This window comes from Mycoplana sp. BE70, assembly GCF_031455855.1.
Classification (GTDB): Bacteria; Pseudomonadota; Alphaproteobacteria; order Rhizobiales; family Rhizobiaceae; genus Mycoplana.
Map to the genome: position 1 here is coordinate 516,422 of NZ_JAVDTM010000001.1, position 25,397 is coordinate 541,818.

At 62.3% G+C, this 25,397-nt stretch carries 15 protein-coding genes; 11 read left to right on the forward strand and 4 right to left on the reverse strand.

The window, feature by feature from the left end; translation table 11 throughout:
- Positions 1 to 160: 160 nt before the first annotated feature.
- Together J2Y48_RS02440 and J2Y48_RS02445 are read right to left on the reverse strand one after the other, a co-directional pair.
- Entirely contained in the window at positions 161 to 2,197 is a 2,037-nt protein-coding gene (locus tag J2Y48_RS02440; RefSeq protein WP_310412150.1) for a cache domain-containing protein, read from the reverse strand.
- Positions 2,190 to 3,590 carry a sigma-54 dependent transcriptional regulator gene (locus J2Y48_RS02445; RefSeq protein WP_310412153.1) on the reverse strand — a complete coding sequence of 467 codons (1,401 nt, stop codon included), beginning with the start codon at positions 3,588 to 3,590 and terminating at the stop codon, positions 2,190 to 2,192. The genes J2Y48_RS02440 and J2Y48_RS02445 overlap by 8 nt, the downstream gene beginning before the upstream one ends.
- Before the next feature lie 291 nt (positions 3,591 to 3,881).
- On the opposite strand from J2Y48_RS02445, the gene J2Y48_RS02450 reads away from it, so the two are divergent.
- Genes J2Y48_RS02450 through cysQ form a run of 5 tightly spaced genes read left to right on the forward strand, consistent with a single transcriptional unit; the run spans position 3,882 to position 13,053 of the window.
- Positions 3,882 to 5,789, forward strand: coding sequence for a glycosyltransferase (locus J2Y48_RS02450; protein ID WP_310412155.1), 1,908 nt, complete (start codon positions 3,882 to 3,884; stop codon positions 5,787 to 5,789).
- Positions 5,790 to 5,813: 24 nt separating this feature from the next.
- Positions 5,814 to 9,410, forward strand: coding sequence for a glycosyltransferase (locus J2Y48_RS02455; RefSeq protein WP_310412158.1), 3,597 nt, complete (start codon positions 5,814 to 5,816; stop codon positions 9,408 to 9,410).
- A gap of 37 nt (positions 9,411 to 9,447) precedes the next feature.
- Entirely contained in the window at positions 9,448 to 10,347 is a 900-nt protein-coding gene (gene cysD, locus J2Y48_RS02460) for a sulfate adenylyltransferase subunit CysD (protein ID WP_310412161.1), read from the forward strand.
- Positions 10,347 to 12,272 (forward strand): sulfate adenylyltransferase subunit CysN, encoded by a 1,926-nt coding sequence (gene cysN / locus J2Y48_RS02465; protein WP_310412164.1) that lies wholly within the window; start codon positions 10,347 to 10,349, stop codon positions 12,270 to 12,272. Before cysD ends, cysN begins: the two co-directional genes overlap by 1 nt.
- Entirely contained in the window at positions 12,256 to 13,053 is a 798-nt protein-coding gene (cysQ, locus tag J2Y48_RS02470; protein ID WP_310412167.1) for a 3'(2'),5'-bisphosphate nucleotidase CysQ, read from the forward strand. The genes cysN and cysQ overlap by 17 nt, the downstream gene beginning before the upstream one ends.
- Positions 13,054 to 13,157: 104 nt before the next feature.
- Here the strand turns inward: cysQ and J2Y48_RS02475 are convergent, their stop codons facing one another.
- Complete coding sequence (locus J2Y48_RS02475; RefSeq protein ID WP_310412169.1) at positions 13,158 to 14,567, reverse strand: XRE family transcriptional regulator; 1,410 nt, start codon at positions 14,565 to 14,567, stop codon at positions 13,158 to 13,160.
- Between the two features lie 136 nt (positions 14,568 to 14,703).
- On the opposite strand from J2Y48_RS02475, the gene J2Y48_RS02480 reads away from it, so the two are divergent.
- The 4 genes from J2Y48_RS02480 to scpA all read left to right on the forward strand — a co-directional run bounded on the left by J2Y48_RS02480 (position 14,704) and on the right by scpA (position 21,028).
- Positions 14,704 to 16,236, forward strand: coding sequence for an acyl-CoA carboxylase subunit beta (locus J2Y48_RS02480; protein WP_310412172.1), 1,533 nt, complete (start codon positions 14,704 to 14,706; stop codon positions 16,234 to 16,236).
- Between the two features lie 16 nt (positions 16,237 to 16,252).
- The gene (locus tag J2Y48_RS02485; RefSeq protein ID WP_310412175.1) at positions 16,253 to 16,630 is read left to right on the forward strand and encodes a hypothetical protein; all 378 of its coding nucleotides are present in this window, start codon (positions 16,253 to 16,255) and stop codon (positions 16,628 to 16,630) included.
- A gap of 2 nt (positions 16,631 to 16,632) precedes the next feature.
- A complete protein-coding gene (locus tag J2Y48_RS02490; protein WP_310412178.1) occupies positions 16,633 to 18,639 on the forward strand; it encodes an acetyl/propionyl/methylcrotonyl-CoA carboxylase subunit alpha in 2,007 nt (668 codons plus the stop codon).
- 250 nt (positions 18,640 to 18,889) lie between these two features.
- A complete protein-coding gene (gene scpA, locus J2Y48_RS02495) occupies positions 18,890 to 21,028 on the forward strand; it encodes a methylmalonyl-CoA mutase (protein ID WP_310412181.1) in 2,139 nt (712 codons plus the stop codon).
- Positions 21,029 to 21,462: 434 nt separating this feature from the next.
- On the opposite strand, the gene J2Y48_RS02500 is transcribed toward scpA, so the two are convergent.
- Positions 21,463 to 23,022, reverse strand: coding sequence for a D-aminopeptidase (locus J2Y48_RS02500; RefSeq protein ID WP_310412186.1), 1,560 nt, complete (start codon positions 23,020 to 23,022; stop codon positions 21,463 to 21,465).
- A gap of 284 nt (positions 23,023 to 23,306) precedes the next feature.
- Here J2Y48_RS02500 and J2Y48_RS02505 point away from each other — a divergent pair, with 284 nt between their 5' ends.
- Together J2Y48_RS02505 and J2Y48_RS02510 are read left to right on the forward strand one after the other, a co-directional pair.
- Positions 23,307 to 23,957 (forward strand): glutathione S-transferase family protein, encoded by a 651-nt coding sequence (locus tag J2Y48_RS02505; protein ID WP_310412189.1) that lies wholly within the window; start codon positions 23,307 to 23,309, stop codon positions 23,955 to 23,957.
- Between the two features lie 180 nt (positions 23,958 to 24,137).
- On the forward strand, positions 24,138 to 25,382 hold the full coding sequence (locus tag J2Y48_RS02510; protein WP_310412192.1) for a sensor domain-containing diguanylate cyclase: 1,245 nt from the start codon (positions 24,138 to 24,140) through the stop codon (positions 25,380 to 25,382).
- Positions 25,383 to 25,397: the final 15 nt, after the last annotated feature.

Consider the following 25,397-nt stretch of genomic DNA (forward strand, 5'->3'; position numbering starts at 1 on the left):
CGTGACCATTCGACTCATTCGCTCCTCCGCCTGGTTCACGCTCATGCAAAGCAACATGCATGCCAGGCAAAAACATCAAGCAATTTCATAATCTTAATGAATGATGAGAAGCCTCCCATGGACATTTTGTCCGCAGCCGGAGGACAAAATGTCCGGAACCTCAATCGGCTTCCGGCAACCAGATGGTGAAGGTGGTGCCTTTTCCAGGCGTGCTTTCGACGGACGTGGCGCCGCCCTGCCGACTGATCAAGGTCTGGCTGATCGACAGTCCAAGACCGGTCCCATCCCGCCGCTTGGTCGTGAAGAATGCGTCGAACACTTTTTGCAGCAATTCTTCACTCATGCCGATGCCGGTATCTGCAACCACGAGCGCGATACCTGGTCGACCATCACGATCCTCATCGCGTGTTCGCAGCGTCAGGCAGCCGCCATCCGGCATGGCATGAATCGCGTTCACGATCAGGTTGACCAGGACCTGCTGCAACTCTGTTCGGTTCATCAGCAGCAAACGGGTCGTGCCCGCTTCGCGAACCACCGTGATGCGTGCCTTGTTCAACAGGTGTTGGACCAGCGGCAGGCTGTCCGAGATGACGTCTTCGGGCGCGTGGCGCTCCATGTAGCCGGCATATTCTTCCGGTCGCGCAAATTGCAGCAGCTTGGTCACGATCTGGCTGATGCGGTGAATCTGTTCGTCGAGCAGCCGGAACTCCGTCCGCGCCTCGTCCGCCCGCTCGCCCATCACCGCCCGAACGACTTCAAGGTTGCCCTGCATCACCGCGATAGGATTGTTGATTTCATGGGCGACTCCGGCGGTGATCTCGCCGATTGCCGCCAGCTTTTCCGACATGATGAGCTGCTTTGTCGTGGCCTCCAAACGGTTATTGGCCAGCTGAAGCTCGCGCGTACGTTCCTCGACACGCGCATTCAGCTCCTCGTTCCACGCACGCAGTTGGCCGTCGCGCTCCTGCAACTGGTCGAGCAGGTGATCGAGATGCACCGCCACGCGTCCGATCTCGTCATTTGCCGGCCGGACCTTGGTGCGTGCGCCAAGGTCGCCATCCTCCACGCGGGCAATGGTGCGGGCCATGCGCTCGAGAGGCAGAAAGATCGAGCCTGCCCAGCGCAGGAATAGGGGCACTGTCGCAGCCGCGATGACCAGAAAGGCGAACAGGATCGTCAGGAGGCTTTCGCGCTTGGCCTGCGTGAATGGCGCCTCCAGGAAGCCAACATACAGCATGCCGACGCGTTTGCCGTAGCTGTCGACGATCGGCTCGTAAGCCGAAATGTACCAGTCATTAACGACGAATGCGCTGTCGAGCCAGGTCTTGCCCTTGTCCAGCACGGCGGAGCGGACAATAGCCGAGACACGCGTGCCGAGCGCACGGCGGCCCTCGAACAGGCGAACATTCGTGCTGATGCGGACGTCCTCGACGAACAGCGTCGCCGTTCCCTGACTTCCCTCGGGAAGGCTGGCTTCGCGGTAGACAAGGTCGTTGATCGTGTCGATGAATTCCAGGTTCTGGTTGAGAAGGATGCCTCCAATCAGCGCGCCGACCGTGCCGTCGGGGAGCGTCGTCGCATAGGCTGAATGGACGACCATGCCGCGCGCCTCGGTGCTCTTGTCGGTGGGAACGGCATTCGGCGTCGGGACAAGCTCGATGCGGGCGCGCGCTGCAAGCCCGGCTGCGATTGCGGAGAGGTCGCTTTCCTCGAATATGTCGATGGCGGTCTTACCGGCTCCGCCCAACGCCTCGCCAATGATTGGCCAGTCGAGCCGCACAGCCTGTGTCTGCAACGGATGTGCGGAGGCGATGACGTTGCCGCGTTGGTCGATCAGGTAGAGGAAATCGAACGAAAGATCGCGCCGCTTCTGGTCGAGAAGGGAATTCAGCGCAGCAAAGGGCTGTTCGCCTTGTCCGATGACGTCCCTGAACCGCGCCGACGCGGCAAGCGCTCCGATCTGTTCGCCCGTGTTTTCCAGAATGCGGGCTAGATATTGGTGCGCGATGGTGAGGTCGCCATTTACCTTGGAGATCAGCGTCGCGTCGAACTTGCTGTTCCAGCGAAGGACGGTAACGCCGAGCAACAGCGGCAGAAGCACAAGCGTTGGCAAAAGGGCGATTGCCAGCAGGCGAAATCGGACCGAGCGTCCGCCCTGCCGCTCTGTCTTGGCCGCATGCAATTGCTGTTCAGGCATTCCACACCGCGCATTTGCGGTCGATCGTCTTGCGAGACACGCCGAGACGACGCGCTGCCTCTTCGCGGTTGCCGCCTACCTCCCGCAACACGGCGAGGATGTGGCGGCGCTCCATCTCGGCAAGGCTTTCCGCTTCCTGCCTGGCCTGCGCCTGGGGCAGTCCATCATATGCAAGCTGCTCATAGGGAAACCGTCCGAGGATCAGCGTGCGTTCGATGAGGTTGCGTAGCTCGCGCACGTTTCCGGGCCAGGGATAACGGGCCATTGCTTCGCGCGCGGCCTCATCGAGCGCAACTTGCGGGACCCCCAGCTGCTGCGACAGCTTCGTCATGAACAGCGCCGCCAGATCCCGCACGTCGTTCCCGCGCTCCTTGAGCGGCGGGAGATGAATCTGGAGCACATTGATGCGGAAATAGAGATCGGCCCGGAAGCGGTTCGCCTGGACCTGCTGGGCAAGGTCGGCATTTGTCGCAAATATGAACCGCAGATCCACCGGCACTTCGCGTTCGGCTCCGACCGGTCGGACACGTCGATCCTCCAATACCCGCAACAGCTTGCTTTGCAGGGACAGCGGCAGTTCGCCGATCTCATCGAGAAATAGGGTGCCGCCGTGCGCATGCATGAAGAGGCCCTCACGGGCGCTTCCGGCATTGGTGAACGCGCCCTTCAGGTGGCCGAACAGTTCACTTTCAATCATGTCCGGAGGAATGGCAGCGCAATTGACCGGCACAAAGGGCTTGTCGGCGCGGTCGGACAGGGAGTGCAGCGTGCGCGCCGCGACTTCCTTGCCGGTTCCGGATTCGCCCGTCAAAAGAACGGTTGTCGGCAGCGGCGCAACCCGGGCAATGGTTTCACGGACCCGCTGGATCGGCTCGGATTCACCGATGAGCCGGTCCCGCAGCAGCATATGATCGGACGCGGCCCGCAACTCGAAGCGCAGCACGTTGTTCTCGCGCTGCAGGCGCAGGCGGTCGAGGCACCGTGCAACAGCGTTGATAATCTGATTGGAGCGGAACGGCTTCAGCACGAAGTCGGCCGCGCCGGCGCGAAGCGCCTGGATTGCGGTCTCAAGGTCGGCAAAGGCCGTCATCAGGATCGCTTCGGCGAAAAAGCCGATCGCCCGCTGCTCGGCAAGCCAGTCGACGCCATTTCGCCCCGGCATGATGTTGTCGAGGATGACGACGTCGAAATGCTGCTGGTCCAGCTTTCGGGTCGCCTCTTCCGTGTCAGCCGCTTCCTCTATCCGCTTGCAGCGTGGTCCGAGAGTGCGAACGAGGAAGTTGCGCATCCCGGGCTCGTCATCGACGACCAGCACCGACGCATGCGCAAGCCACGGTCCAAATTCCGGATCCCGACTCGAACGGTCGATATTGCGGATTGCCGATGCTGACATTCTTTCCCCCCATGCTCCACGCCGCCGAACCTAGCTGAACGGGCCGAAGATGCAAAAGGGACGTTGGGGATTGTTGCAAGGCTCACGAGTGGTCAGGGGATGACGGCGTTTCCAGCTCTCGCGCGCTCCAGACGAGCTTACGCCGGACACGGGCGAACGTGCAGTTAGCCGCTCGCCTCGGGGTCGCTCGACCGGAACAGTCATTTCACATATGCTAACATAAGTGAGACTGCTCTGCGGCCAACTCCATCGTAGCGGAGACCAACCAGATCGGGAGGCAAGCGCACGAGCATGACGCGACCACCCGTTACAGTCTCGGTTCCCGGACAGATCGACCTGATCGAGGAGGTCATTGCTTCGTTCCCAAAGGGAAGGATACTTGATCTCGGCACCGGTTCCGGTCTTGCCGCGCGGCAATTTCACGAAGCGGGGTGGGAGGTCACTGCCACCGGCTTCGACATGGACGCCTATCTGGACAACAATCCCCTGCCCGCAGGAATCCGCGTCCTCGCAGATGTCGATATTTGTGACGCCCACCAGCTCGAGGATGCGGAATTCGACGCCATCTGGTGCGCCCACGTGCTGGAGCACGTGTCAAACACGGGACTGGCCCTGGACGAACTGCGTCGGTTGTTGAAGCCCGATGGCTGGTTGTTCATCGCGGTGCCGCCTTACAAGGACACGGTTGTCGGCGGGCATGTGAATAGCGGCTGGAATCTGGGGCTGCTGATGTATGTGCTGGCCGATGCAGGGTTCGGACTGGCTCATGGCCGCTTCATCCATCACGGTTACAACGTTTTCGCTATGGTCCAGCGCGGCCTCGGGCGGTTGCCCGCAGGGATCCTTCGCCGCGCAAACGGCGACATCGAAGCTCTGGCTGAGGCCGGTCGCTTTCCTGAAGGCTTTTCGCCGCGCCAGGGGTTCAATGGACGCCAGCGTTCGGTCAACTGGCTTTGGAGCCACCCGCCGCATGCCATCCCTGCGCGACGCAGCGAACTTGCCTCGCCCCCACCGATCACACCCATGCGGATCGGCTTCTTCGTGCCCTGGATCACCAAGGGCAAAGGGGGCACCGAAAATGTCGGCCAGATGATGGCCAACGCGATGGCGCAGCGCGGACACGAGGTGACGATCTTCACGTTCGATGACAAGCGGGCGCCGTCGCGCAGGCCCTTGGATGATCGAATTGCGCTTGTGCATTTGCCCGAGACCGAGGACGAACCCGCCGATCAACAAATGGCCGTCGAAGTTTCCAGTCGCAACCTCAACGTCCTGGTGGGGCTGCACATGAACCGCACCATGCTGCGCTATGTCCGCTGCGCCCACAAGGTCGGCTTGCCGCTGGTGTTGTCCGAACATGCCGATCCGCGTCTCCCCAATCTGATCGGCGCCTTCCCGGCCGACGAGCGCGACATCGCAATGGCGGGGGCGACGCTGATCCATCTGCTGCTCGATGATTTCGTCGAGACGCTGGATCCTTCGATCCGCGGCAAGGCACGTGTCATTCCAAACACCATTCCAGAACCCGAGAAGCTGGCCGACCCCGGCGCCGACAAGGAGAAACGCACACTTCTCGCGGTATCCCGGCTGGTGGCGCGAAAAAACCAATCACGCGTGATCGAAGCGTTTGCCCGGCTGGCCCCTGATTTCCCGGAATGGCGGCTGCAAATGATAGGCGACGGGCCGTTCCGGCGGCAACTCGAGGCACAGGCAAGGACACTGCACATCGCCGACCGGATCGACTTCGCCGGTGAACATGATGACGTGTACCCCTTCTATGCCGATGCCGACCTGTTTGTGATCCCCTCGTTCCTGGAAGGATTTCCGCTGACGCTGTGCGAGGCGATGGCGCATGGTCTGCCCGCAATAGGCTTCGGCTTCTGTGCGGGTGTGCGGGCCCAGATCAAACATTGGGAAACCGGACTTCTCTGCGAACAGAGTGACGAGATCGAGGTGCTCGAATCCGCGTTGCGGCGGATGATGGGGGACAGCGTATTACGCGCGCAGGCGGGACGAGCAGCTCGGCAAGTATTTGTCGAACGCTTCAGCAACGCCACCGTCCATTCCGCCTGGGAAAACATGCTGGCCGAAGCGCAGCAGGTTCATTCGCCTCCGCGTCGACCCGACCACGCCACCGTCATGGCGGTCCGACTGTGGGAGAAGGTGTGGCGGCCGAGTACAGGGCATGGCGCCAACTAAGCGGAAACCCGGAACAATTGAACGATGAGCAACGTAAAAGCTTTTCTCCGCTTCAAGGAACAGCTGGAAACCCGGCAACTGGCGCATGACCCGGATCGTGATATCCGCGAACATGTCCTGTCACTTACCGGGCGGAGGGTTGGCTTCGGCTATGTTTCAGAGACGCTCAAGTCGCGTTTCGGCGCCAATTTGCCCAACCTGTTCAAGGACATTGTTGCGGTGGACAAGCCCGGCATCGAGAGTGCCGATGTGTACCTGGCCTTGGGAACCATCAGTTCCGAACCGGAGAAATCACACAAGGGTGCGGTGCGCCTGTTTAACGCCGCGCCGGTCACCAAAGATATCCTGCTGTTCGAAGCCGGTTTTCTCGCCACAACGCATAGCTGGGCGCATAGCTTCAAGGAAGGCAACCCATCCCAGGCGTGTCTGGGATACGTGTACGATGACATCGCGCACTACTTCATGGCCGACTACCCCAATCGCCTTATCCAGAAGTTGAACGGTCACGAGACACCCTCGGACGAAGAACTGGCCAGGGCGGCACGATTGCTGGAGCGGATCGTCAAGCAACGCATCAGCAAGTACAACGCCCAGCCCATGCAGGCCCCGGTCATGACCACGGGATATCCGCGGCGGGTGCTGGTGTGCGACCAGACCTACGCCGACGCCTCGACCGTCTATGGCAAGGTGGGAGACGTCGAATTCGAGCGTATGCTGCTCGCCGCCATTGCGGAAAACCCGGATGCCGAAATCCTGGTCAAGACCCATCCAGATTCGGTCTGGGAAAAGGACAAGCGCACCGGCTATTACGCACACCTGCAATCGACTGGTCGCGTCCGCATCCTCCGTGATCCGGTCAATCCCTATGTGCTGTTCGACCTGGTCGAGACCGTCTATGTCGGCACCAGCCAGATGGGTCTCGAGGCGCTGTTCGCGGGCAAAAAGGTGGTGACGTTCGGCGCCCCCTTCTATGCCGGCTGGGGCCTCACCGAGGACCGTCAAAAGATACCGCATCGGCAACGCAACCGGACCCTGACGGAGATATTCCACTACTTCTACATCTGGTACACGATCTATCATCTTCCCGGCCGCAACGGGCCGGCCGAGATCGAAGATGTGCTGTCCTACATCGAAAGGAACCGTCCCTATCCCTTGCCGCTGACGGAAGCCGAGATCACCGCACCGCCTCGGGTATCGGTGATACTGCCCGTGCATGGGGTCGAAAAATATATCGAGGAATGCATCACCTCGATCCAGCGCCAAACCTTGCGCGAGATCGAGATCATACCGATCAACGATGCATCACCCGACGGCTCCCAGACGATTATCGATGGACTGGCGGCAGAAGATCCCCGCATCAGACCCATCCTATTGTCCGAGAACATTGGCCAGGGCTTTGCTCGCAACCGCGGCCTCGAAGCGGCGCGAGGCGAATATATATTCTTCATCGATTCCGACGACTGGATTATCGATTCGGAACTTCTCAGGAAACTGGTCGCGGTGGCGGACAAGACCGGCGCGGACATGATCCGGTCGAAGAAGGCAGGCGAAGCTGTCTTCGACAGCGATGACACGCTCATCACGATCCGGGAGGACGAGACCGAGCGGCACTTTTCGAACGACATCGACAAGACGACCTTCCGCGACAACCAGGACATTCTGCACAATCGGCACTTCTGGTTGTGGATGTACAGGCGCAGTTTTATCGAAAAGAACAGCATCCGCTTCTTGACCACGCAATGGGAGGAGCGCGCTTTCCTGCTGAAGGCACTTCTGAGCGCCGAGGTGCTTTCTCTGACAACCTTTCCGGGCATCATGTATCGGGTTCGGCCGGAATCGACCGCACGCCGAGAGAAAGGAACCACCGACGTTGAAAGGTTTCTGCAAAATTTTGAACAGATCTGCGCTCTTCTGAAGGAACATGGCGCCGTAGATCGCAGCAGTCCGTTGCGCCCGCATCTGAACTTCCAGATTTCGCAGTTTTTCCATCTTCTGTTCTTCGGCTTCTGGTATCCGACTCTGACGCAGGCAGGCGGCCGTCGGGAGCCCTATCTGGAAAGGCTTGCAAAGGCGCTTGAGGAGGTTGATTTCCAAAGCACGGACCTGTCGGACGCACCACTGGTGGTCAAGAAGGACTACTCCCTGACGCAAGTTTATCGCTTGATCACGACGGCCCTGCGCGCGCGGAAATTCGAGTGGATAGAGACCGCCGTGGCCTCTCGTCCCGTGGCGCAGATCAAGCTCTATCAGGAATTACTGAAGGCGCCCTCGACCATGGCCCAAGAGGAGTTTCAATCAGCGCTTAGCCTTTATGCCCGCAACGAACTGGTTGAGAGTCGCGGACCGACGCTGGAGAGCCCCGCGAAACCCCGTATCGTCATCCATATCGGCGCGACGAAGACCGGCAGCACCTTCATCCAGCACATGCTGGAGAAGAACCGCCCGGCCCTGCTGCGCCAGGGCGTCTGGTTTCCGGAAGTGGGCCTGTATTGGCAGCCCACCCGGCCCCACAAGCAGGCCGGTCATTCCGAGTTCACCCGCTCGGCCGTTCGCAACGACCCGGCGCTGCGCGATCATATCCGCCGCGGTCTGAACCTGATGGATGGGCGCATCCACACCATCGTCTTGTCCAGTGAGGCCTATTTCCTGAACCGGAACGCCCACCAGTTGGCCAACTACTTTGCGGGCCATCCGATCGAAATGGTCATATACCTGCGGCGGCAGGACGAATGGGCCAATTCGCAGTATTGCGAGTTCGTGGCCGGAGGGGCCGTCGGGCGCGTGGATGTACCCATCGACGAATGGTTAAAACTGCCCGAGACGCGTCGACGGCTGGACTACATGGTGCCGCTGAAAGCCTGGACCGACACGATCGGCATCGAGAACGTCCACGTGCGTATTTTTGATCGGAAGGAATTTGAAGGGGGCGATCTGATCACGGACTTTGCGCAGGCAGCCAAGCTGCCGGAATTGCTGGACCTGCCGCGTCCGGACGCGCGCGAACAGAATGACGCGCGATTGGCGAACGGTCATGTCGAGCTCTTGCGACTGTTCAACCAACGCCCCTTTGCCTCTCAGGAGAAATATTTCAATTTTATCGAGGAGGCCGGCACCGCGCTGACTGGATGGCGGCGCGACCATGGAATGCCGCTGCCGAAACCTTGGATGCTGTCCGTCGAGCAGGCGGATTCGATCATGGCCGAATTTGCGCCCACCAACGCCACGATCGCCCGCGATTATCTGAAGCGCCCGGACAAATCGCTGTTTGGTCCGCGCGGACCCATTCCGGATCAGATCCCGGTTTTCGCCGAGGAAATGGCGTTGGTGGAGCAAATCTATCAACGGCACGCCCAGCAGAAAGGGGCGGTTGCTTTCGATCCGAAAGTAACGGTCATCAAGGCCACCTGGCCGCTCATCAAGCAAATCCGTGTTGCGCTCAAAAAAGTCTGGCGTCGCAAGTCCATAGTCTTCGAGCGCCCACTGCTGTGGGGGAACCCGTTCACGCTTGAACCTCGCAATATTGAGCGATATGGGATCATCAAGAAGCAGTGGCCGAAGCGCAAGAGAGCAAGGGTCATATTGAAGAACATCTACCTTGGCCGGCCGATTTTGTTTCGGTGAACAAGACCGATCCAAGTCGAGCTTGAGAGGACGACGCATGCCGATGACTCACCTGGAACGGCTCGAGGCGGAAGCAATCCATATCTTCCGTGAGGTGGCGGCGACGTTCTCGAAGCCGGTGATGCTGTACTCGGTCGGCAAGGATTCGTCCGTGATGCTGCACTTGGCCATGAAGGCCTTCTATCCGGCAAAGCCTCCCTTTCCGTTTCTGCATGTCGACACCACCTGGAAGTTTCGGGAGATGATTGCCTTCCGTGACCGGATGGCCCGGGAACTGGGTTTTGATCTGCTCGTTCACATCAATCCCGACGGCATCGAGCAGGGCATCTCGCCTTTCCAGCATGGCTCCAGTGTCCATACGCATGTGATGAAGACCGTGGCCCTGCGCCAGGCGCTCGACAAGTTCGGCTTTGACGCCGCGTTTGGCGGCGCCCGCCGCGATGAGGAGAAGTCGCGCGCGAAGGAGCGCATCTTCTCGTTCCGCAACGCCTCCCATGCCTGGGATCCCAAGAACCAGCGCCCGGAAATGTGGAAAACGTATAATACCCGCGTCGCGCCTGGCGAGTCGATCCGGGTATTTCCGCTGTCCAACTGGACGGAACTGGACATCTGGCAATACATCCTGAAAGAAAACATACCGATCGTGCCGCTCTACTTTGCCGCGAAGAGACGGGTGGTGGAGCGAGACGGAATGATCATCATGGTCGATGACGAACGCATGCCGTTGTCGGCGGCCGACACGGTCGAGGATCGCATGGTCCGCTTCCGCACCCTGGGCTGCTATCCGCTGACCGGCGCCATCGAGTCTGACGCGGCGACTCTGGAGGAGATCGTCGGCGAAATGCTCACCGCCAGAACCTCCGAACGCCAGGGTCGTCTGATCGACAAGGACGAAGCAGGCTCGATGGAAAAGAAGAAGCGGGAGGGGTATTTCTGATGTCCTACGCTGTCTCGGACAATCCTGGGAAAGGGGTCGCGGAGTACCTGCGCGAACAGGAAAACAAGTCGCTGCTTCGCTTTATGACCTGCGGATCGGTCGACGACGGCAAGTCGACGCTGATCGGCCGCCTGCTCTACGACACCAAGTTGATCTTCGAAGACCAACTCGCCGCACTCGAGCGCGACAGCAAGAAGCACGGCACTGTCGGAGAAGACATCGACTTCGCCCTCCTGGTCGACGGCTTGGAGGCGGAACGGGAACAGGGCATCACGATCGACGTGGCCTACCGGTTCTTTGCAACGGAGCGGCGCAAGTTCATCGTGGCCGATACGCCCGGCCACGAAGAATATACGCGCAACATGGCGACGGGGGCGTCCACCGCTGACCTCGCGATTGTTCTCGTCGACAGCCGCCAGGGGATCCTTCGCCAAACGCGCCGGCATTCGTTCATTGCCTCGCTGCTCGGCATCCGCCACGTCGTGCTTGCGGTCAACAAGATCGACTTGGTCGGCTACGACCGCGTCGTCTTCGACCGGATTGTCTCCGAGTATCTCGAGTTCGCAAATAATCTGGGCTTCAAGACGATCCAGGCGATCCCCATCTCCGCTCGCTTCGGTGACAACGTCTCGCACCGCTCGGAGAAGACGCACTGGTACGACGGGCCGAGCCTGATCGAACACCTCGAAACCATCCCAATCGAGAACGATGGGCTCGACAAGGCGTTCCGCTTCCCGGTGCAGTACGTGTCGCGGCCAAGTCTCGATTTTCGCGGGTTCGCCGGCCAGGTCGCGTCCGGCTCGATCGCTGTGGGCGACGAGGTTGTCGTGGCAAAGTCGGGCCAGACGTCGCGGATAAAGGAGATTGTCACTCATGGCGGTCTCCTGGAGCGTGCGGTCGAGGGACAGGCGGTGACCCTGATCCTCGAGGACCAGCTCGAGGTTTCCCGCGGCAACATGTTGGTCGCCCCCGACAACCGCCCGCATGTGGCCGACCAGTTTCAAGCGCATGTGATCTGGTTTGACGCCGACGCCATGATCCCGGGCCGCAGCTATATCCTTCGAACGGAGACCGACACCGTCAGTGCGACGGTCACGACGCTCAAGCACAATGTCGACGTGAACAGCTTTGCGCATATCGCCGCAAAGGCATTGCACATGAATGAAGTCGGCGTCTGCAACCTTTCCACTCAGGCGTCGATTGCCTTCGACAGCTATGCGACCAACCGCGCGACTGGCAATTTCGTGCTGATCGATCGCCTCAGCAACCGCACGCTTGGCGCTGGAATGATCGACTTCCCGCTGCGCCGGGCGCAAAACGTCCATTGGCAGGCGCTCGAGGTCAACCGTGACGCGCGCGCGGCACTCATGCATCAACGGCCTGCCGTCATCTGGTTCACGGGCCTGTCAGGCTCCGGCAAGTCGACGGTCGCCAACAACCTGGAGAAGCTTCTCCATGCAAAGGGTCGGCACACCTACATGCTCGACGGCGACAATGTCCGGCACGGGCTCAATCGCGATCTCGGGTTCACCGAGGAAGACCGGGTCGAAAACATCCGTCGCGTGGCCGAGGTGGCCAAACTGATGGCGGATGCCGGCCTTATCGTCCTGGTATCCTTCATCTCGCCGTTCCGCTCGGAGCGGCGGTTCGCGCGGGAACTGATGAATGAGGGCGATTTCCTTGAGGTCTACGTCGACACACCACTCGAAGAGTGCGCCCACCGCGACCCCAAGGGCCTTTACAAGCGTGCCCTCAGCGGCGAAATCAGAAATTTCACGGGCATCGACTCACCCTATGAGCCTCCTGAAAATCCTGACCTTCACCTGAAGACGGTTGGCACGGAGCCACACGAACTCGCCGCCCGGATCGAAAGCCTTCTAGAGCGACGGATACATGGAACAGAATCGGATGATCGGGATATTTGAAGAGGCGGCATTGGCCGCCGGCAGCGCGATCCTCGAGGTCTTTGATGCCGGCCCCACTGTCTCCCTGAAGGCTGATTGCTCGCCCGTGACGGAAGCGGACGAGCGTGCCGAGGCGGTGATCGTGAACATCATCTCCGAAGCCTTCCCGGACATTCCGATTGTTGCGGAGGAAGCTGCTGCCGCGGGCCGCGTCCCCGAGACTTCGGGCGGCCGCTTCATTCTGATTGATCCCCTCGATGGCACGAAGGAATTCATCGGTCGCAACCCCGAGTTCACGGTAAACATAGCCCTCATCGAGGACGGGGCACCGGTTCTTGGCGTGGTCTATGCGCCCGCGAAGGGCATTGCCTACAGCGGATGCGCACAGGGCGCGGAGAAACTCCTCGTCGGCGCAGATTTCAAGATCGCCGGTCGCGAAAGAATCCAGGTTCGGCCGTGCGCCGCGCCGCTGGTCGCGGTTTCAAGCCGCTCGCACAACAGTCAGGAAACCGAGCAGTTTCTCGTCGACAATGGGATTACAGAACACAGGTCCGTGGGGTCGTCCCTCAAGTTTTGCATGGTCGCCGAGGGGCAAGCGGATGTTTATCCTCGCTTCGGGCGAACCATGGAGTGGGACACGGCCGCCGGCGACGCCGTTCTCCGCGCGGCCGGCGGCACGACGGTCAAGGTCGACGGAGAGCCGTTGACCTACGGCAAGACCAAGCAGCCGTCGGACAGCGACTTCGCGAATCCCTCGTTCATCGTCTGGGGAAATCTGGACGATCGCAAACACCAGGCCTGACACTGCCGCTCATTGCACGGAGCGCGGGGCACGGTGGTCGCGCGCCTTGCGCACTCGCTGATCCACAACGAACCTTGTCCGCGTGGCGACCCATTCCCTCGTCTCTACAGCCCGTAAGGAACGATGCGGCGCAGGTGGTGATCGACGTGCAGGCGTCGCTTGAAGGGCGGCACGGCGCGGCTGGCGCAGTTGGACCGCTCGCAGATGCGGCAAGAGATGCCGATCGGATCGAACGCATCTGCGTTTTCCAGATCCATGTTGTCGGCATAGACGAAGGCGGGCGCGTAGGAGATCTCACAGCCGAGCGCCAGCGCGTATTCGGGCCTTGCCGCCCGGAACCCGCCGCTTCCCTTCGAGGCATGCGTGGCCAGACAGAGATAGCGCACGCCGTCCGGCGTCTCGGCGAGCTGTCGCAGGATCCGACCGGGACGCTCGAAGGCCTCGTGCGCGTTCCACAGCGGACAGGCCGCCCCGAAGCGAGCGAACTGGAACTTTGCCGCACTGTGGCGCTTGGTGATGTTGCCGGCCCGGTCGATGCGGGCAAAGAAGATCGGCACGCCCTTGCGGCCCGGCCGCTGCAGCGTGCTTAGGCGATGGCAGACCTGCTCGATCGAGGCACCGAAGCGGGCGGCGAGCAGTTCCAGGTCGTGCCTTAACTCCTGCGCGGCCTCCAGGAACGTGCCGTACGGAAGCAGCAATGCGCCGGCGAAATAGTTCTGCAGGCCCATGCGGCAGATCTCCAGCGCCTCCTCGGACCGGAAGCCCGCCCCTTGCGCCACTGCGTCAATTTCCTGCGCAGCCTGCAATTGCGAGATCTGCAGCGCCAGTTGGAAGTCGCGCGTGGAAGCGGCCGCATAAGGATTGATCGTCAGCACGCGCGCGGCCGGGTCATAACGGCGGATCGCGTCGTCGCCGGCCGCACCACGGGCCACCCGCACGCCAAAACGCCTGTCCAGATAGTCCGTCAACGCCGACTGGTTATCGCCGACGCCAATGCCGAGTTCGCCGGCCAGCCGTTCGGCGATCATGTCGAGCTCGTGGATGTAGTTGTCGACGAAATGGAAGAAGTCGCGCACCTCTTCATACGGCGTCGTCTCGGCCGGGCCGCCGGCACGCCCGAGCGTGGCGTCGAAGCTCGCAAGACGTTCCGAGTTGCGGCGATAGGCCTGATGACAGGCGATCAGCGCATGCGCCAGGCCGGGGGCGTTCTGGGTGACGAGCTTCAGCTCCTGCAGGCTCGGCGAGTAGGTCTCGAACAGCGGATCGGTCAACGCCTCGGACAGCGCCGACAGCAGCCGGTCGTTCTCGCCGACCGAGAGTTCGGAAATGTCGAGGCGGAACTTGTCGGCGAGCGCCAGCAGCACGGCAGCCGAAACCGGACGCTGGTTGTTCTCGATCTGATTGAGGTAGCTGGTGGAGATGCCGATGCGCTCGGCGAACTGGCTCTGCGTTGTGCTGCTGGCCAAGCGAAGATCGCGCACCTTGCGGCCGATGAAGAGTTTGCCGATCGCCATGACTTGCTCAATCGTGTTTGCAAATTCGCAGTTTCAATTTTGCTATTTTATATTTCTGCCTTTGCACATCTTCAACTGTTTTCAAGCACGAAAGATCGGCATAATGGCGCCCGATACAGGTTCCAAGGGAGTAAAAATGCGCCCCATACTCGAACAGTTGCAGGCCCGTCGCGACGAGGCCTACCTCGGCGGCGGCCAAAAGCGGATCGACGCCCAGCACGGCAAGGGCAAGCTGACGGCGCGCGAACGTATCGAAGTGCTGCTCGATCCGGGCTCGTTCGAAGAATACGACATGTACGTCACCCACCGCGCTGTCGATTTCGGCATGGCCGAGCAGAAGATCGCCGGCGACGGCGTCGTCACCGGCTGGGGCACGATCAACGGCCGCCAGGTCTATGTTTTCTCCCAGGACTTTACCGTGCTCGGCGGCTCGCTGTCGGAAACCCATGCGCAAAAAATCTGCAAGATCATGGACATGGCGGTGCGCAACGGCGCGCCGGTGATCGGGCTGAACGACAGCGGCGGCGCGCGCATCCAGGAGGGCGTCGCCTCGCTTGCCGGCTACGCGGAGGTATTCCGCCGCAACGCCGAGGCGTCCGGCGTCATCCCGCAGATTTCCGTCATCATGGGCCCTTGCGCCGGTGGTGCGGTCTATTCGCCTGCCATGACCGACTTCATCTTCATGGTGCGGGACAGCTCCTACATGTTCGTCACTGGACCGGACGTGGTGAAGACGGTGACGAACGAGATCGTCACGGCAGAAGAACTCGGCGGCGCCGGCACCCACACGAAGAAGTCCTCGGTCGCGGACGCGGCCTACGAGAACGACATCGAGACGCTGGAGCACGTGCGGCTCTTGTTCGACTTCCTGCCGCTCAACAACCGTGAGAAGCCGCCGGTGCGGCCCTTCCACGACGATCCGGCACGGCTGGAAGCGCGGCTCGATTCGCTGATCCCGGACAGTTCCAACAAGCCCTACGACATGAAGGAGCTGATCCTGGCGATCGCCGACGAGGGCGACTTCTTCGAACTGCAGGAGAATTTCGCGAGGAACATCGTCACCGGCTTCATCCGGCTCGAGGGCCAGACGGTCGGCGTTGTCGCCAACCAGCCAATGGTGCTGGCCGGCTGCCTCGACATCGATAGTTCGCGCAAGGCCGCCAAGTTCGTGCGCTTCTGCGACGCCTTCAGCATCCCCCTCTTGACGCTGGTCGACGTGCCGGGCTTCCTGCCGGGCACCGCGCAGGAATATGGTGGCGTCATCAAGCACGGTGCCAAGCTGCTGTTTGCCTACAGCCAGGCGACCGTGCCGATGGTAACGCTGATCACCCGCAAGGCCTATGGCGGCGCCTATGACGTGATGGCCTCGAAGCACATCGGCGCCGACGTCAACTATGCCTGGCCGACCGCCGAGATCGCGGTGATGGGCGCCAAGGGCGCCACCGAAATCCTCTACCGCTCGGAGCTCGGCAATCCGGAAAAGATCGCTGCGCGGACGGCCGAATACGAGGAGCGCTTCGCCAATCCCTTCGTCGCCGCCGAGCGCGGCTTCATCGACGAGGTGATCATGCCGCATTCGTCGCGCAAGCGCATCGCCCGGGCCTTTGCGGCGCTCCGCAACAAGCAGGTCGATACCCGCTGGCGCAAGCACGACACGATACCGTTGTAAGGGAAGATCAGAACCCATGGCCAATCTTCCCGACATGACAAAGCATCGTGGCTTCCCTTCCGGCATGCCGGGCACGGGTGTGCAGTTCACCATTCGCCGGGCCAATCCGAAAGGCGTGACACCGGTCAAGGCGCTGCCGCGTCGCGCCCGGCCGGGCTCGGCCGAGCACAAGATCGATGCCGCCTTCCTGCATGCGCTCTGGCACCATTTCGGACCGGAACCATTCGAGCGTGGCAATCTCGATGCGGCCCGGCTCAACCTGCTCTTCGGACGCGAGGTGTTGGCGGCGGAAAAGGATTTCGACCCGACCTCCTACGAGGCATTGCTGGTGATCGACGAGAAGGTGGCCCGTGCCTCCTTCCCGGAATCGTTTGAAGACGTGATGGAGATCTAGCCTTGCCGTTCAAGAAAATCCTGATTGCCAATCGTGGCGAGATCGCCTGCCGCGTCATCAAGACCGCCAAGAAGCTCGGCATCCCCACCGTCGCCGTCTATTCGGATGCCGACCGTGACGCGCTGCATGTGCAGATGGCCGACGAGGCGGTGCATATCGGCCCGGCGCCGTCCAACCAGTCCTATATCGTCATCGGCAAGATCATCGACGCGATCCGCCAGACGGGGGCCGATGCCGTCCATCCCGGCTACGGCTTCCTGTCGGAAAACGCCGCCTTTGCCGAAGCGCTGGAGAAGGAAGGCGTCACCTTCATCGGCCCGCCGGTCGGCGCCATCCAGGCGATGGGCGACAAGATCACCTCGAAGAAGATCGCCGCCGAAGCCGGCGTCAACACGGTGCCCGGCCACATGGGCCTGATCGGGGATGCCGAGGAGGCCGTGAAGATCGCCTCCTCCATCGGCTATCCGGTGATGATCAAGGCGTCCGCCGGCGGCGGCGGCAAGGGCATGCGCATTGCCTGGAACGACCAGGAGGCGCGCGAGGGCTTCCAGTCGTCGAAGAACGAGGCGAAGAGCTCGTTCGGCGACGACCGCATCTTCATCGAAAAATTCGTCACCCAGCCGCGCCACATCGAGATCCAGGTGCTCGGCGACAAGCACGGCACCACGCTCTATCTCGGCGAGCGCGAATGCTCGATCCAGCGGCGGAACCAGAAGGTGATCGAGGAGGCCCCCTCCCCCTTCCTCGACGAGGCGACAAGGCGGGCCATGGGCGAGCAGGCGGTCGCGCTTGCCAAGGCCGTCGGCTACCATTCGGCGGGAACGGTCGAGTTCATCGTCGACGGCAGCCGCAACTTCTACTTCCTCGAGATGAACACCCGCCTGCAGGTCGAGCATCCGGTGACCGAGCTGATCACCGGCATCGACCTCGTCGAGCAGATGATCCGGGTTGCCTCCGGCGAGAAGCTCGCCTTTGGGCAAAAGGATGTGAAGCTCCACGGCTGGGCGATCGAGAGCCGGCTCTACGCCGAGGATCCCTACCGCAACTTCCTGCCCTCGATCGGCCGGCTGACGCGTTACCGCCCGCCGGCCGAAGGCAGGCATGCGGACAGCACGGTCGTGCGCAACGATACCGGCGTCTACGAGGGCGGCGAGATTTCGATGTATTACGACCCGATGGTTGCCAAGCTGTGCACCTGGGGTTCGGACCGTACGGCCGCCATCGACGCGATGGGCCGGGCGCTTGATGACTTCGAGGTCGAGGGCATCGGCCACAATCTGCCCTTCCTGTCGGCGGTGATGGGCCACAAGCGCTTCCGCGAAGGGCATCTGACGACCGCCTTCATCGCCGAGGAATTTCCGGACGGCTTCCACGGCGTCGAGCCGGACGCCGTGTCGGCGCGGAAGATCGCGGCCGTGGCAGCGCTGATCAACGACCGCCTGCAGCGCCGCGCGACGAAGATTTCCGGAACGATCGGCAACCATCGCCGCCGCGTCGGCGCGGACTGGGTCGTTGCCTTCGGGCGCGACACCGTCGACGTGACGCTGGCGCAGGAAGGCGACGCCTCGCGGATCGCCTTCGAAGACGGCGAAACCGTGGCGATCAGGAGCGACTGGCTGCCGGGCCAGACGCATGCGACCTTCTTCATCGAAGGCGTGCCGATGGGCGTGAAGGTCAACAAGATCGGCCATGCGCTGCGGCTGCGGTGGCAGGGCATCGACGTGATCGCCCGCGTGCGCGAACCGCGCGTCGCCGAGCTCGCCAAGCTGATGCCGGTGAAGCTGCCGCCGGACACCTCGAGGATGCTGCTCTGCCCGATGCCGGGCCTGATCACGGCGCTCGCGGTCTCGGAAGGCGACACGGTCGAGGCCGGACAGGCACTGGCGACGGTCGAGGCGATGAAGATGGAGAACATCCTGCGCGCGGAGAAGAAGGCGGTGGTCAAGCGGGTGCCGGTCTCGGTCGGCGCCAGCCTCGCCGTCGACGAGATCATCATGGAGTTCGAATAGAGGGTGTAGAGTGGGTGTCGGCGCTTGCCTCCCACCCCGGGGGATTGCCCCTCACCCTAGCCCTCTCCCCGCAAGCGGGGAGAGGGGATTGGAAGCGCTCCTTTGCCAAAGCTGGCAAGAGGAACGCAGGCGGCGCGGCTCCCGCCTTCTTCCCGCTCGCGGGGAGAAGGTCCCGGCAGGGGGATGAGGGGCCGACGCAGCCTCGAGATGACCCGCGATTGCCCGCACGAACTAAAATCGGAGCAGAACGATGACCGAGAAGACCATCAAGGACTGGGAAGCGCTGGCCGAGAAGGAGTTGAAGGCCTCGCCGGAGACGCTGACCTGGCACACCCCGGAAGGCATCGACGTCAAGCCGCTCTACACGGCGGCGGACCTGCAAGGCATCGGCCATCTCGCCTCCCTGCCCGGCATGGCGCCGTTCGTGCGCGGGCCGCGCGCCACCATGTATGCCGGCCGGCCCTGGACGATCCGCCAATATGCGGGCTTTTCGACGGCAGAGGAATCGAACGCCTTCTACCGCAAGAACCTGGCTGCCGGGCAGAAGGGCCTCTCGGTCGCCTTCGACCTTGCCACCCACCGCGGCTATGACAGCGACCACCCGCGCGTCGTCGGCGACGTCGGCAAGGCGGGGGTGGCGATCGATTCGGTCGAGGACATGGCGATCCTGTTCGACGGCATCCCGCTGAACGAGATGTCCGTCTCCATGACGATGAACGGCGCGGTGATCCCGATCCTCGCCAGCTTCATCGTCGCCGGCGAGGAACAGGGCGTTTCCCGCGCCGAGCTGTCCGGGACCATCCAGAACGACATCCTCAAGGAGTTCATGGTCCGCAACACCTACATCTATCCGCCCGAGCCCTCGATGCGGATCGTCGCGGACATCATCGCGTATACGGCAAAGGAAATGCCGAAGTTCAACTCGATCTCGATCTCCGGCTACCACATGCAGGAGGCCGGTGCGACGCTGGTGCAGGAGCTGGCCTTCACGCTCGCCGACGGGCGCGAATATGTGCGGGCGGCCCTTGCCAAGGGGCTCAACGTCGATGACTTCGCCGGCCGCCTCTCCTTCTTCTTCGCGATCGGCATGAACTTCTTCATGGAAGCCGCCAAGCTGCGTGCAGCAAGGCTGCTCTGGACCCGCATCATGCAGGAGTTCGAGCCCAAGAAGACCTCGTCGCTGATGCTGCGCACCCACTGCCAGACCTCCGGCGTGTCGCTGCAGGAGCAGGATCCCTACAACAACATCATCCGCACCGCCTTCGAGGCGATGTCGGCAGCACTTGGCGGCACGCAGTCGCTGCACACCAACTCGTTCGACGAGGCGATCGCGCTCCCGACGGAGTTTTCGGCACGCATCGCCCGCAACACGCAGCTGATCCTGCAGCACGAGACCGGCGTCACCAAAGTCGTCGACCCGCTCGCCGGCTCCTACTATGTCGAGAGCCTGACCGACGAGCTGGTAACGCAGGCCTGGGCGCTGATCGAGGAAGTGGAAAAACTTGGCGGCATGACCAAGGCGGTCAACGACGGCCTGCCAAAACGGATGATCGAGGAGGCTGCGGCGCGGCGCCAGGCGGCCGTCGACAAGGGCGACGAGGTGATTGTCGGCGTCAACAAGTACCGGCTGGAGAACGAGCAGCCGATCGACATTCTCGAGATCGACAATTCCGCCGTTCGCGCCGCCCAGATCAGGCGCATCGAGGAGACCAAGCGTCGCCGCGACAGCGCCAGGGTGCGCGCGGTCCTCGAGGGGCTGGCCGAGGTGGCTCGAACCGGCAACGGCAATCTGCTGGCAGCCGCCGTCGAGGCGGCGCGCGAACGCGCCACCGTCGGCGAGATCTCCGATGCGATGCGCGAGGCCTTCGGCGATCACGCCGCAACGCCGAAGGTCATCAAGGACGTCTATGGCGAGGCCTATCGCGACGAGCCGGAACTGGCCGTGCTGAAGTCGCGGATGTCGGGCGTTGCCGATAAGCTCGGGCGCAAACCGAAGATCATGGTCGCCAAGCTCGGCCAGGACGGCCACGATCGCGGCGCCAAAGTGATCGCCTCGGCCTTCGGCGATATCGGTTTCGACGTCCTCGCCGGCCCGCTGTTCCAGACGCCGGAAGAGGCGGTGGAAATGGCGTTGGGCGAAAAGGTCAACGTCATCGGCGTGTCTTCACTTGCCGCCGGCCACAAGACGCTGCTGCCACAGCTCGTCGAAGACCTGAAGAAGAAGGGCGGCGGCGACGTGATCGTCGTCTGCGGCGGCGTCATTCCGCGCCAGGACTACCAGTTCCTGCAGGACCACGGCGTCGCCGCCGTGTTCGGCCCCGGTACCAACGTCATCGAGGCGGCGAACTCCGTTCTTGACCTTCTGGAAGGCCGTCGGCGCAATATTTGATGGGCGGCGCACCGCGAGCGCAACCTTCCACCGTCACCCCGGACTTGATCCGGGGTCCAGCCGCGCCGCGTCTGCGGCGCGAAGGAGTCTTACGCACTCAATGACTTGAGTGCGCTGGATGCCGGATCAGGTCCGACATGACGGATCAGTTGGGAGCCGCATTCACAAAATTCGTCCGCGCTCACGGTACGCAACGCGTCATTCTCGTGGTCGAGCGCCTCATCCGTCCTGCCGGGCACCTTCTCCCCGCAAGCGGGGAGAAGGAAGGGAGCCGCAACGTCACCAATCCCCTATCCCCTTGCGGGGAGGGTCAGGGTGAGGGCAAAGTTGCGACCGAGATCGCGCCGTTTCCAGATCGCGCGTAGTAAGCCGCCGCCAAAACGCCGCCGCGGCCCACCCGTGCAACAGCAAACGTCGCGGCTGGTCCATCCCTTTCAGCCGGCCTTGGCGTACTCCACCTTGCGGGCGAGCCAGCATCCGACGGCGAGGCCGCTGATCTGGCCCTCGCCGTCTCGGCGCACCACGATCGTCCAGTCGCCGGGGGCCGGCGCGTCCATCGAGCGGCGGCAGGAGAGCCGCCAGACGTCTTGGCCAACCGGATGGATCGGGTGCATGGCGCCCTTGCCGAGAAAGCCGTCAAAGGCGCCATACCAGGCGCCGCCGGCCGAAACGATCTCGAGCGATGCCTCCAGTTCCTCCGACACGAAGCGGCCGGCAATGTCGTCGCGCAGTCCGGCGGGAATGCGGCGGGCGATGGCGCGCAGGTTCTCGCCGGGCCGTTCCATCTGGATGGTATCGCCGTCCTGCACCAGCGTCATCGATGCGCCGCGGGCGATACCGTCCGCATCCACCGTCAGTTCTTCCGGCGAGGTGGCAAAGCGCGTGGTCAGCCCGTCTCCGCAGGAAGAGATCCGGAGCAGCAGGCCGGTCGATGGCTCCAGGTAGTTGCCGTTCCACTCGGGCTTGGGACGGGCAGGTTCGGCCTTCTTTTCCGGCCGGCCGAGGGCGGCGCGCAGGACGGCGGTCGCCGTCCCATGAGCATCGCCCTCGTGATTGAACATGACGACCACCGAAAGGCGCTCGGACGCCGCGTGCAGCCGGCGCGCACGGAAGCCGCGGAGCGCGCCGCCGTGGCCGGTCAGTGCGATTTCGTCCACCGTTTCGCGCGCCAGCCCGAAGCCGTAGCGCGAGGCCGTGCCGTCGGCGAAAGGCTGGGGCACGGAAAGGCGGCTGTAGACGCCGTCGGGATCGTCGCGCGTGCGGTCGATGAAACGCTCCCAGGCGAGCATGTCGTCCAGCGAAGCGGCAATGCCGGCGTCACCCGACCAGAAGATGCGATTGGTTGCCGGGAGGAAGCCGACGCTCTCGTTGCCCTCGTAGCCGACGACGCCGTTCAGAGGGGCTGCCGTATCGGAGGCGAGAATGGCGGTGTCCATGCCAGCCAGGGCAAACAGTCGCTCGCGGTAGACCTCGGCAAGCGGCTTGCCGGCTGCCGACTCGATCAGGTCGGAGAGGATGCGAAAATTGCCGTTGGAGTATGAATAGCTGGTACCCGGCGCGAAATGGGTCTTGCGCATGCGGGCGAACAGCCGCGCGGTATCGTCCCGGGCAAAGACGCCGTCGGCCATCGCGCCGTGCAGCACCGTCAGCGCCCAGTAGTCGCGCAGGCCCGACTGGTTGTTGCACAGGTCCGCGACCTTGGGCCGCCGATCTTCGAGGTTCGGCAGGTGGCGCGCAAGGGCCGCATCGAGCTTCGCCGGATCACCGACGATATCCAGAAGCGCCGCGCAGGTGAACTGCTTGGTGATCGAACAGATCGGGATCAGCGTCTGCGCCGTCATCGGCACGCGCCGGTCGAGATCGGCAAAGCCCCAGGCGTGGCGTAGGATCACCTCGCCATCCTTGGAGACGCCGACGACACCGCCGGGACCCTTGCTTCGCTCGGGCAAAGATTGGACCATGGCTTGCAGGGCGGCGAGATCGATAGCGGGCATGGGAGATCACTTCGGAGCTGGGTAGGGCGGGACGCATCGCCGATCGGCGGTACCGCCCATTCCTAGCGCGGCCAACGGGCACTGACAACTGGAGGGCACCGCCCTTTGACGCCGCGTGTCGAGGAGCGGTTCCAGGAGGCGAAGGGGGGGATGGAGTGAGGCAGATGCCGTGGCACGCATTCTTTCAGCTGTAATCGTTCTGACTCCACCGACTTTTCGAGCACCGCGCGTCGGAACCTCGTTCGGCCATTCGTCTTCAAGGCAGACAAGCTGGAGAGAGCAGCATGACCATTACAATTACCGCCTTTGAACGCTCGCCTGACGGCGGCAAGGGCCTGGCGCGAGACATGCGGGTTCGCTGGGCGCTGGAGGAAGTGGGCCAGACCTACGAGGTTCGCCTTGTTTCGTTCAAGGCGATGAAGGAACCTGCGCATCTGGCGCTTCAGCCTTTCGGGCAGATTCCGACCTATGAGGAAGACAATCTCGTCCTGTTCGAGTCGGGGGCGATCGTGCTCCATATCGCCGAGCGCCATGCCGGCCTGCTGCCGGACGATGCGAATGCCCGGGCGCGGGCGATCACCTGGATGTTTGCCGCGCTCACCACGATGGAGCCGCCGATCGTCGACCGCGAAGTCGCCCGGTACCTGGAAGGCGACGCGTCCTGGTACGAGCAGCGCCTGACCGTCATCGACGAACGCATCAGCAAGCGGCTGAGCGAACTTTCCGATCGACTGGGTGATGCCGAGTGGCTGGACGGCCTGTTCAGCGCCGGTGACCTTCAGATGGTGTCGGTGCTGCTCCGGCTGAAGGGATCGGGTCTCCTGGACGAATATCCGAACCTCTCCGCCTATGTCGCCCGCGGCGAAGCCCGGCCGGCATACAAGCGTGCTTTCGACGCGCAGCTGGCGGTGTTCACCGCCGCGACGGCGGAGTGAGAGGGTCTGTTCCGGATCCACGAGCGGTCACCGGTCTCGTCCACGAGCTTTTCAACAATATCGGTCAGAAATAGGTAACGGCGTCACAACGGCCACCGCCCATCGCGAAGGATATTCAGAATCTTCATCAATGTATGAAACGCCTCTTCCTTCAGTCGGTTCGGCGAGGAAGCAGAAACAATGGTAGTGAAGGCATTCGGAAAGTCGTCCGCAGAGTTGAGGCAGCAGGAAGCTGATCGCCTGGCCGCACTCGAAGACCTCGATCTGCTCGACACCCCAAAGGACGAGGGGCTCGAACGCGTGGTGCGCCTGCTGAAAGAAATCTTCGCGATCGAGATAGGGATCGTTTCCCTGATTGACGCGCACCGCCAATGGTACAAGGCATGCTCGGGCCTCGTGGCCGACGAAGTCCCGCGAGAAGACACGTTCTGCCGACACATAGTTGCTTCCGAAGAGCCTGTCGTGGTGCAGGACGCCACAAAGGATCCGCGGTTTTCGCAGCATCCCGCCGTCACGGGTGATCAGCATATCCGTTTCTACGCGGGCGTTCCCCTGAAAACCAAGCAAGGACATACCATCGGAACCGTATGTGCGATCGACCGCAGGCCGCGATCGTTCGCAGGCAGAGAACTCGTCATCCTTGAGGAATTGGCCGGTGTGGCAATGGACCGGATTACGCTGCTGCAGTCGGCGGCGACGGACGGGCTCACCCAAGCCCTTACTCGCCGCGCCTTCCGCGAGGAGGCCGAACAGCTCATCTCGATGGCCCTGCGGCACCAGAATAGCCTGTCGTGCATCGTCCTCGACATCGACAACTTCAAGCGTGTCAACGACACCCTTGGGCATGCGGCGGGAGACGAGGTTCTCAAGGTTGTCGCAGCGACCTGCAAATCCAACCTCAGAGCAGGTGATCTGTTCGGGCGCCTTGGAGGTGAGGAATTTGCGATCATCCTTCCGCATGTCGACCCCGAAGCCGCGCTCGCCGTTGCGGAAAAACTGAGGGCCGCTATTTCATCCCAAGCGATCGATGGAGACTTCGGTTCGCTCCACGTTACCGCCAGCTTTGGCCTGTCAGCGCTTTCGATCGTCACCAAAGATGTCGATACGCTGCTGGCTCAGGCGGATGCGGCCATGTATCAGGCGAAGAATGGCGGCAGGAACCGGTGCGTTTCCTGGAGGTTACTCCAGGCCGAGATGGGCTCTCGTCGGCGCGTGCTGAAAGCGGGCACCATTTTGTTCAACGCTCGGCGTTCGGTGATTGATTGCACGATCAAATCGCTCGGAGTTGATGGTGCGGGCATAACCGTATCCAATTCCGCCGGCATCCCACCGGAATTTGTCCTGGTTATCACTGGCGAAGGCTTCGAGACGAAATGCAAGGTGATTGCGCGAGATCGTCAAAACCTCGAACTCTCCTTCGGATAGGCGGCCGAAGAGGTT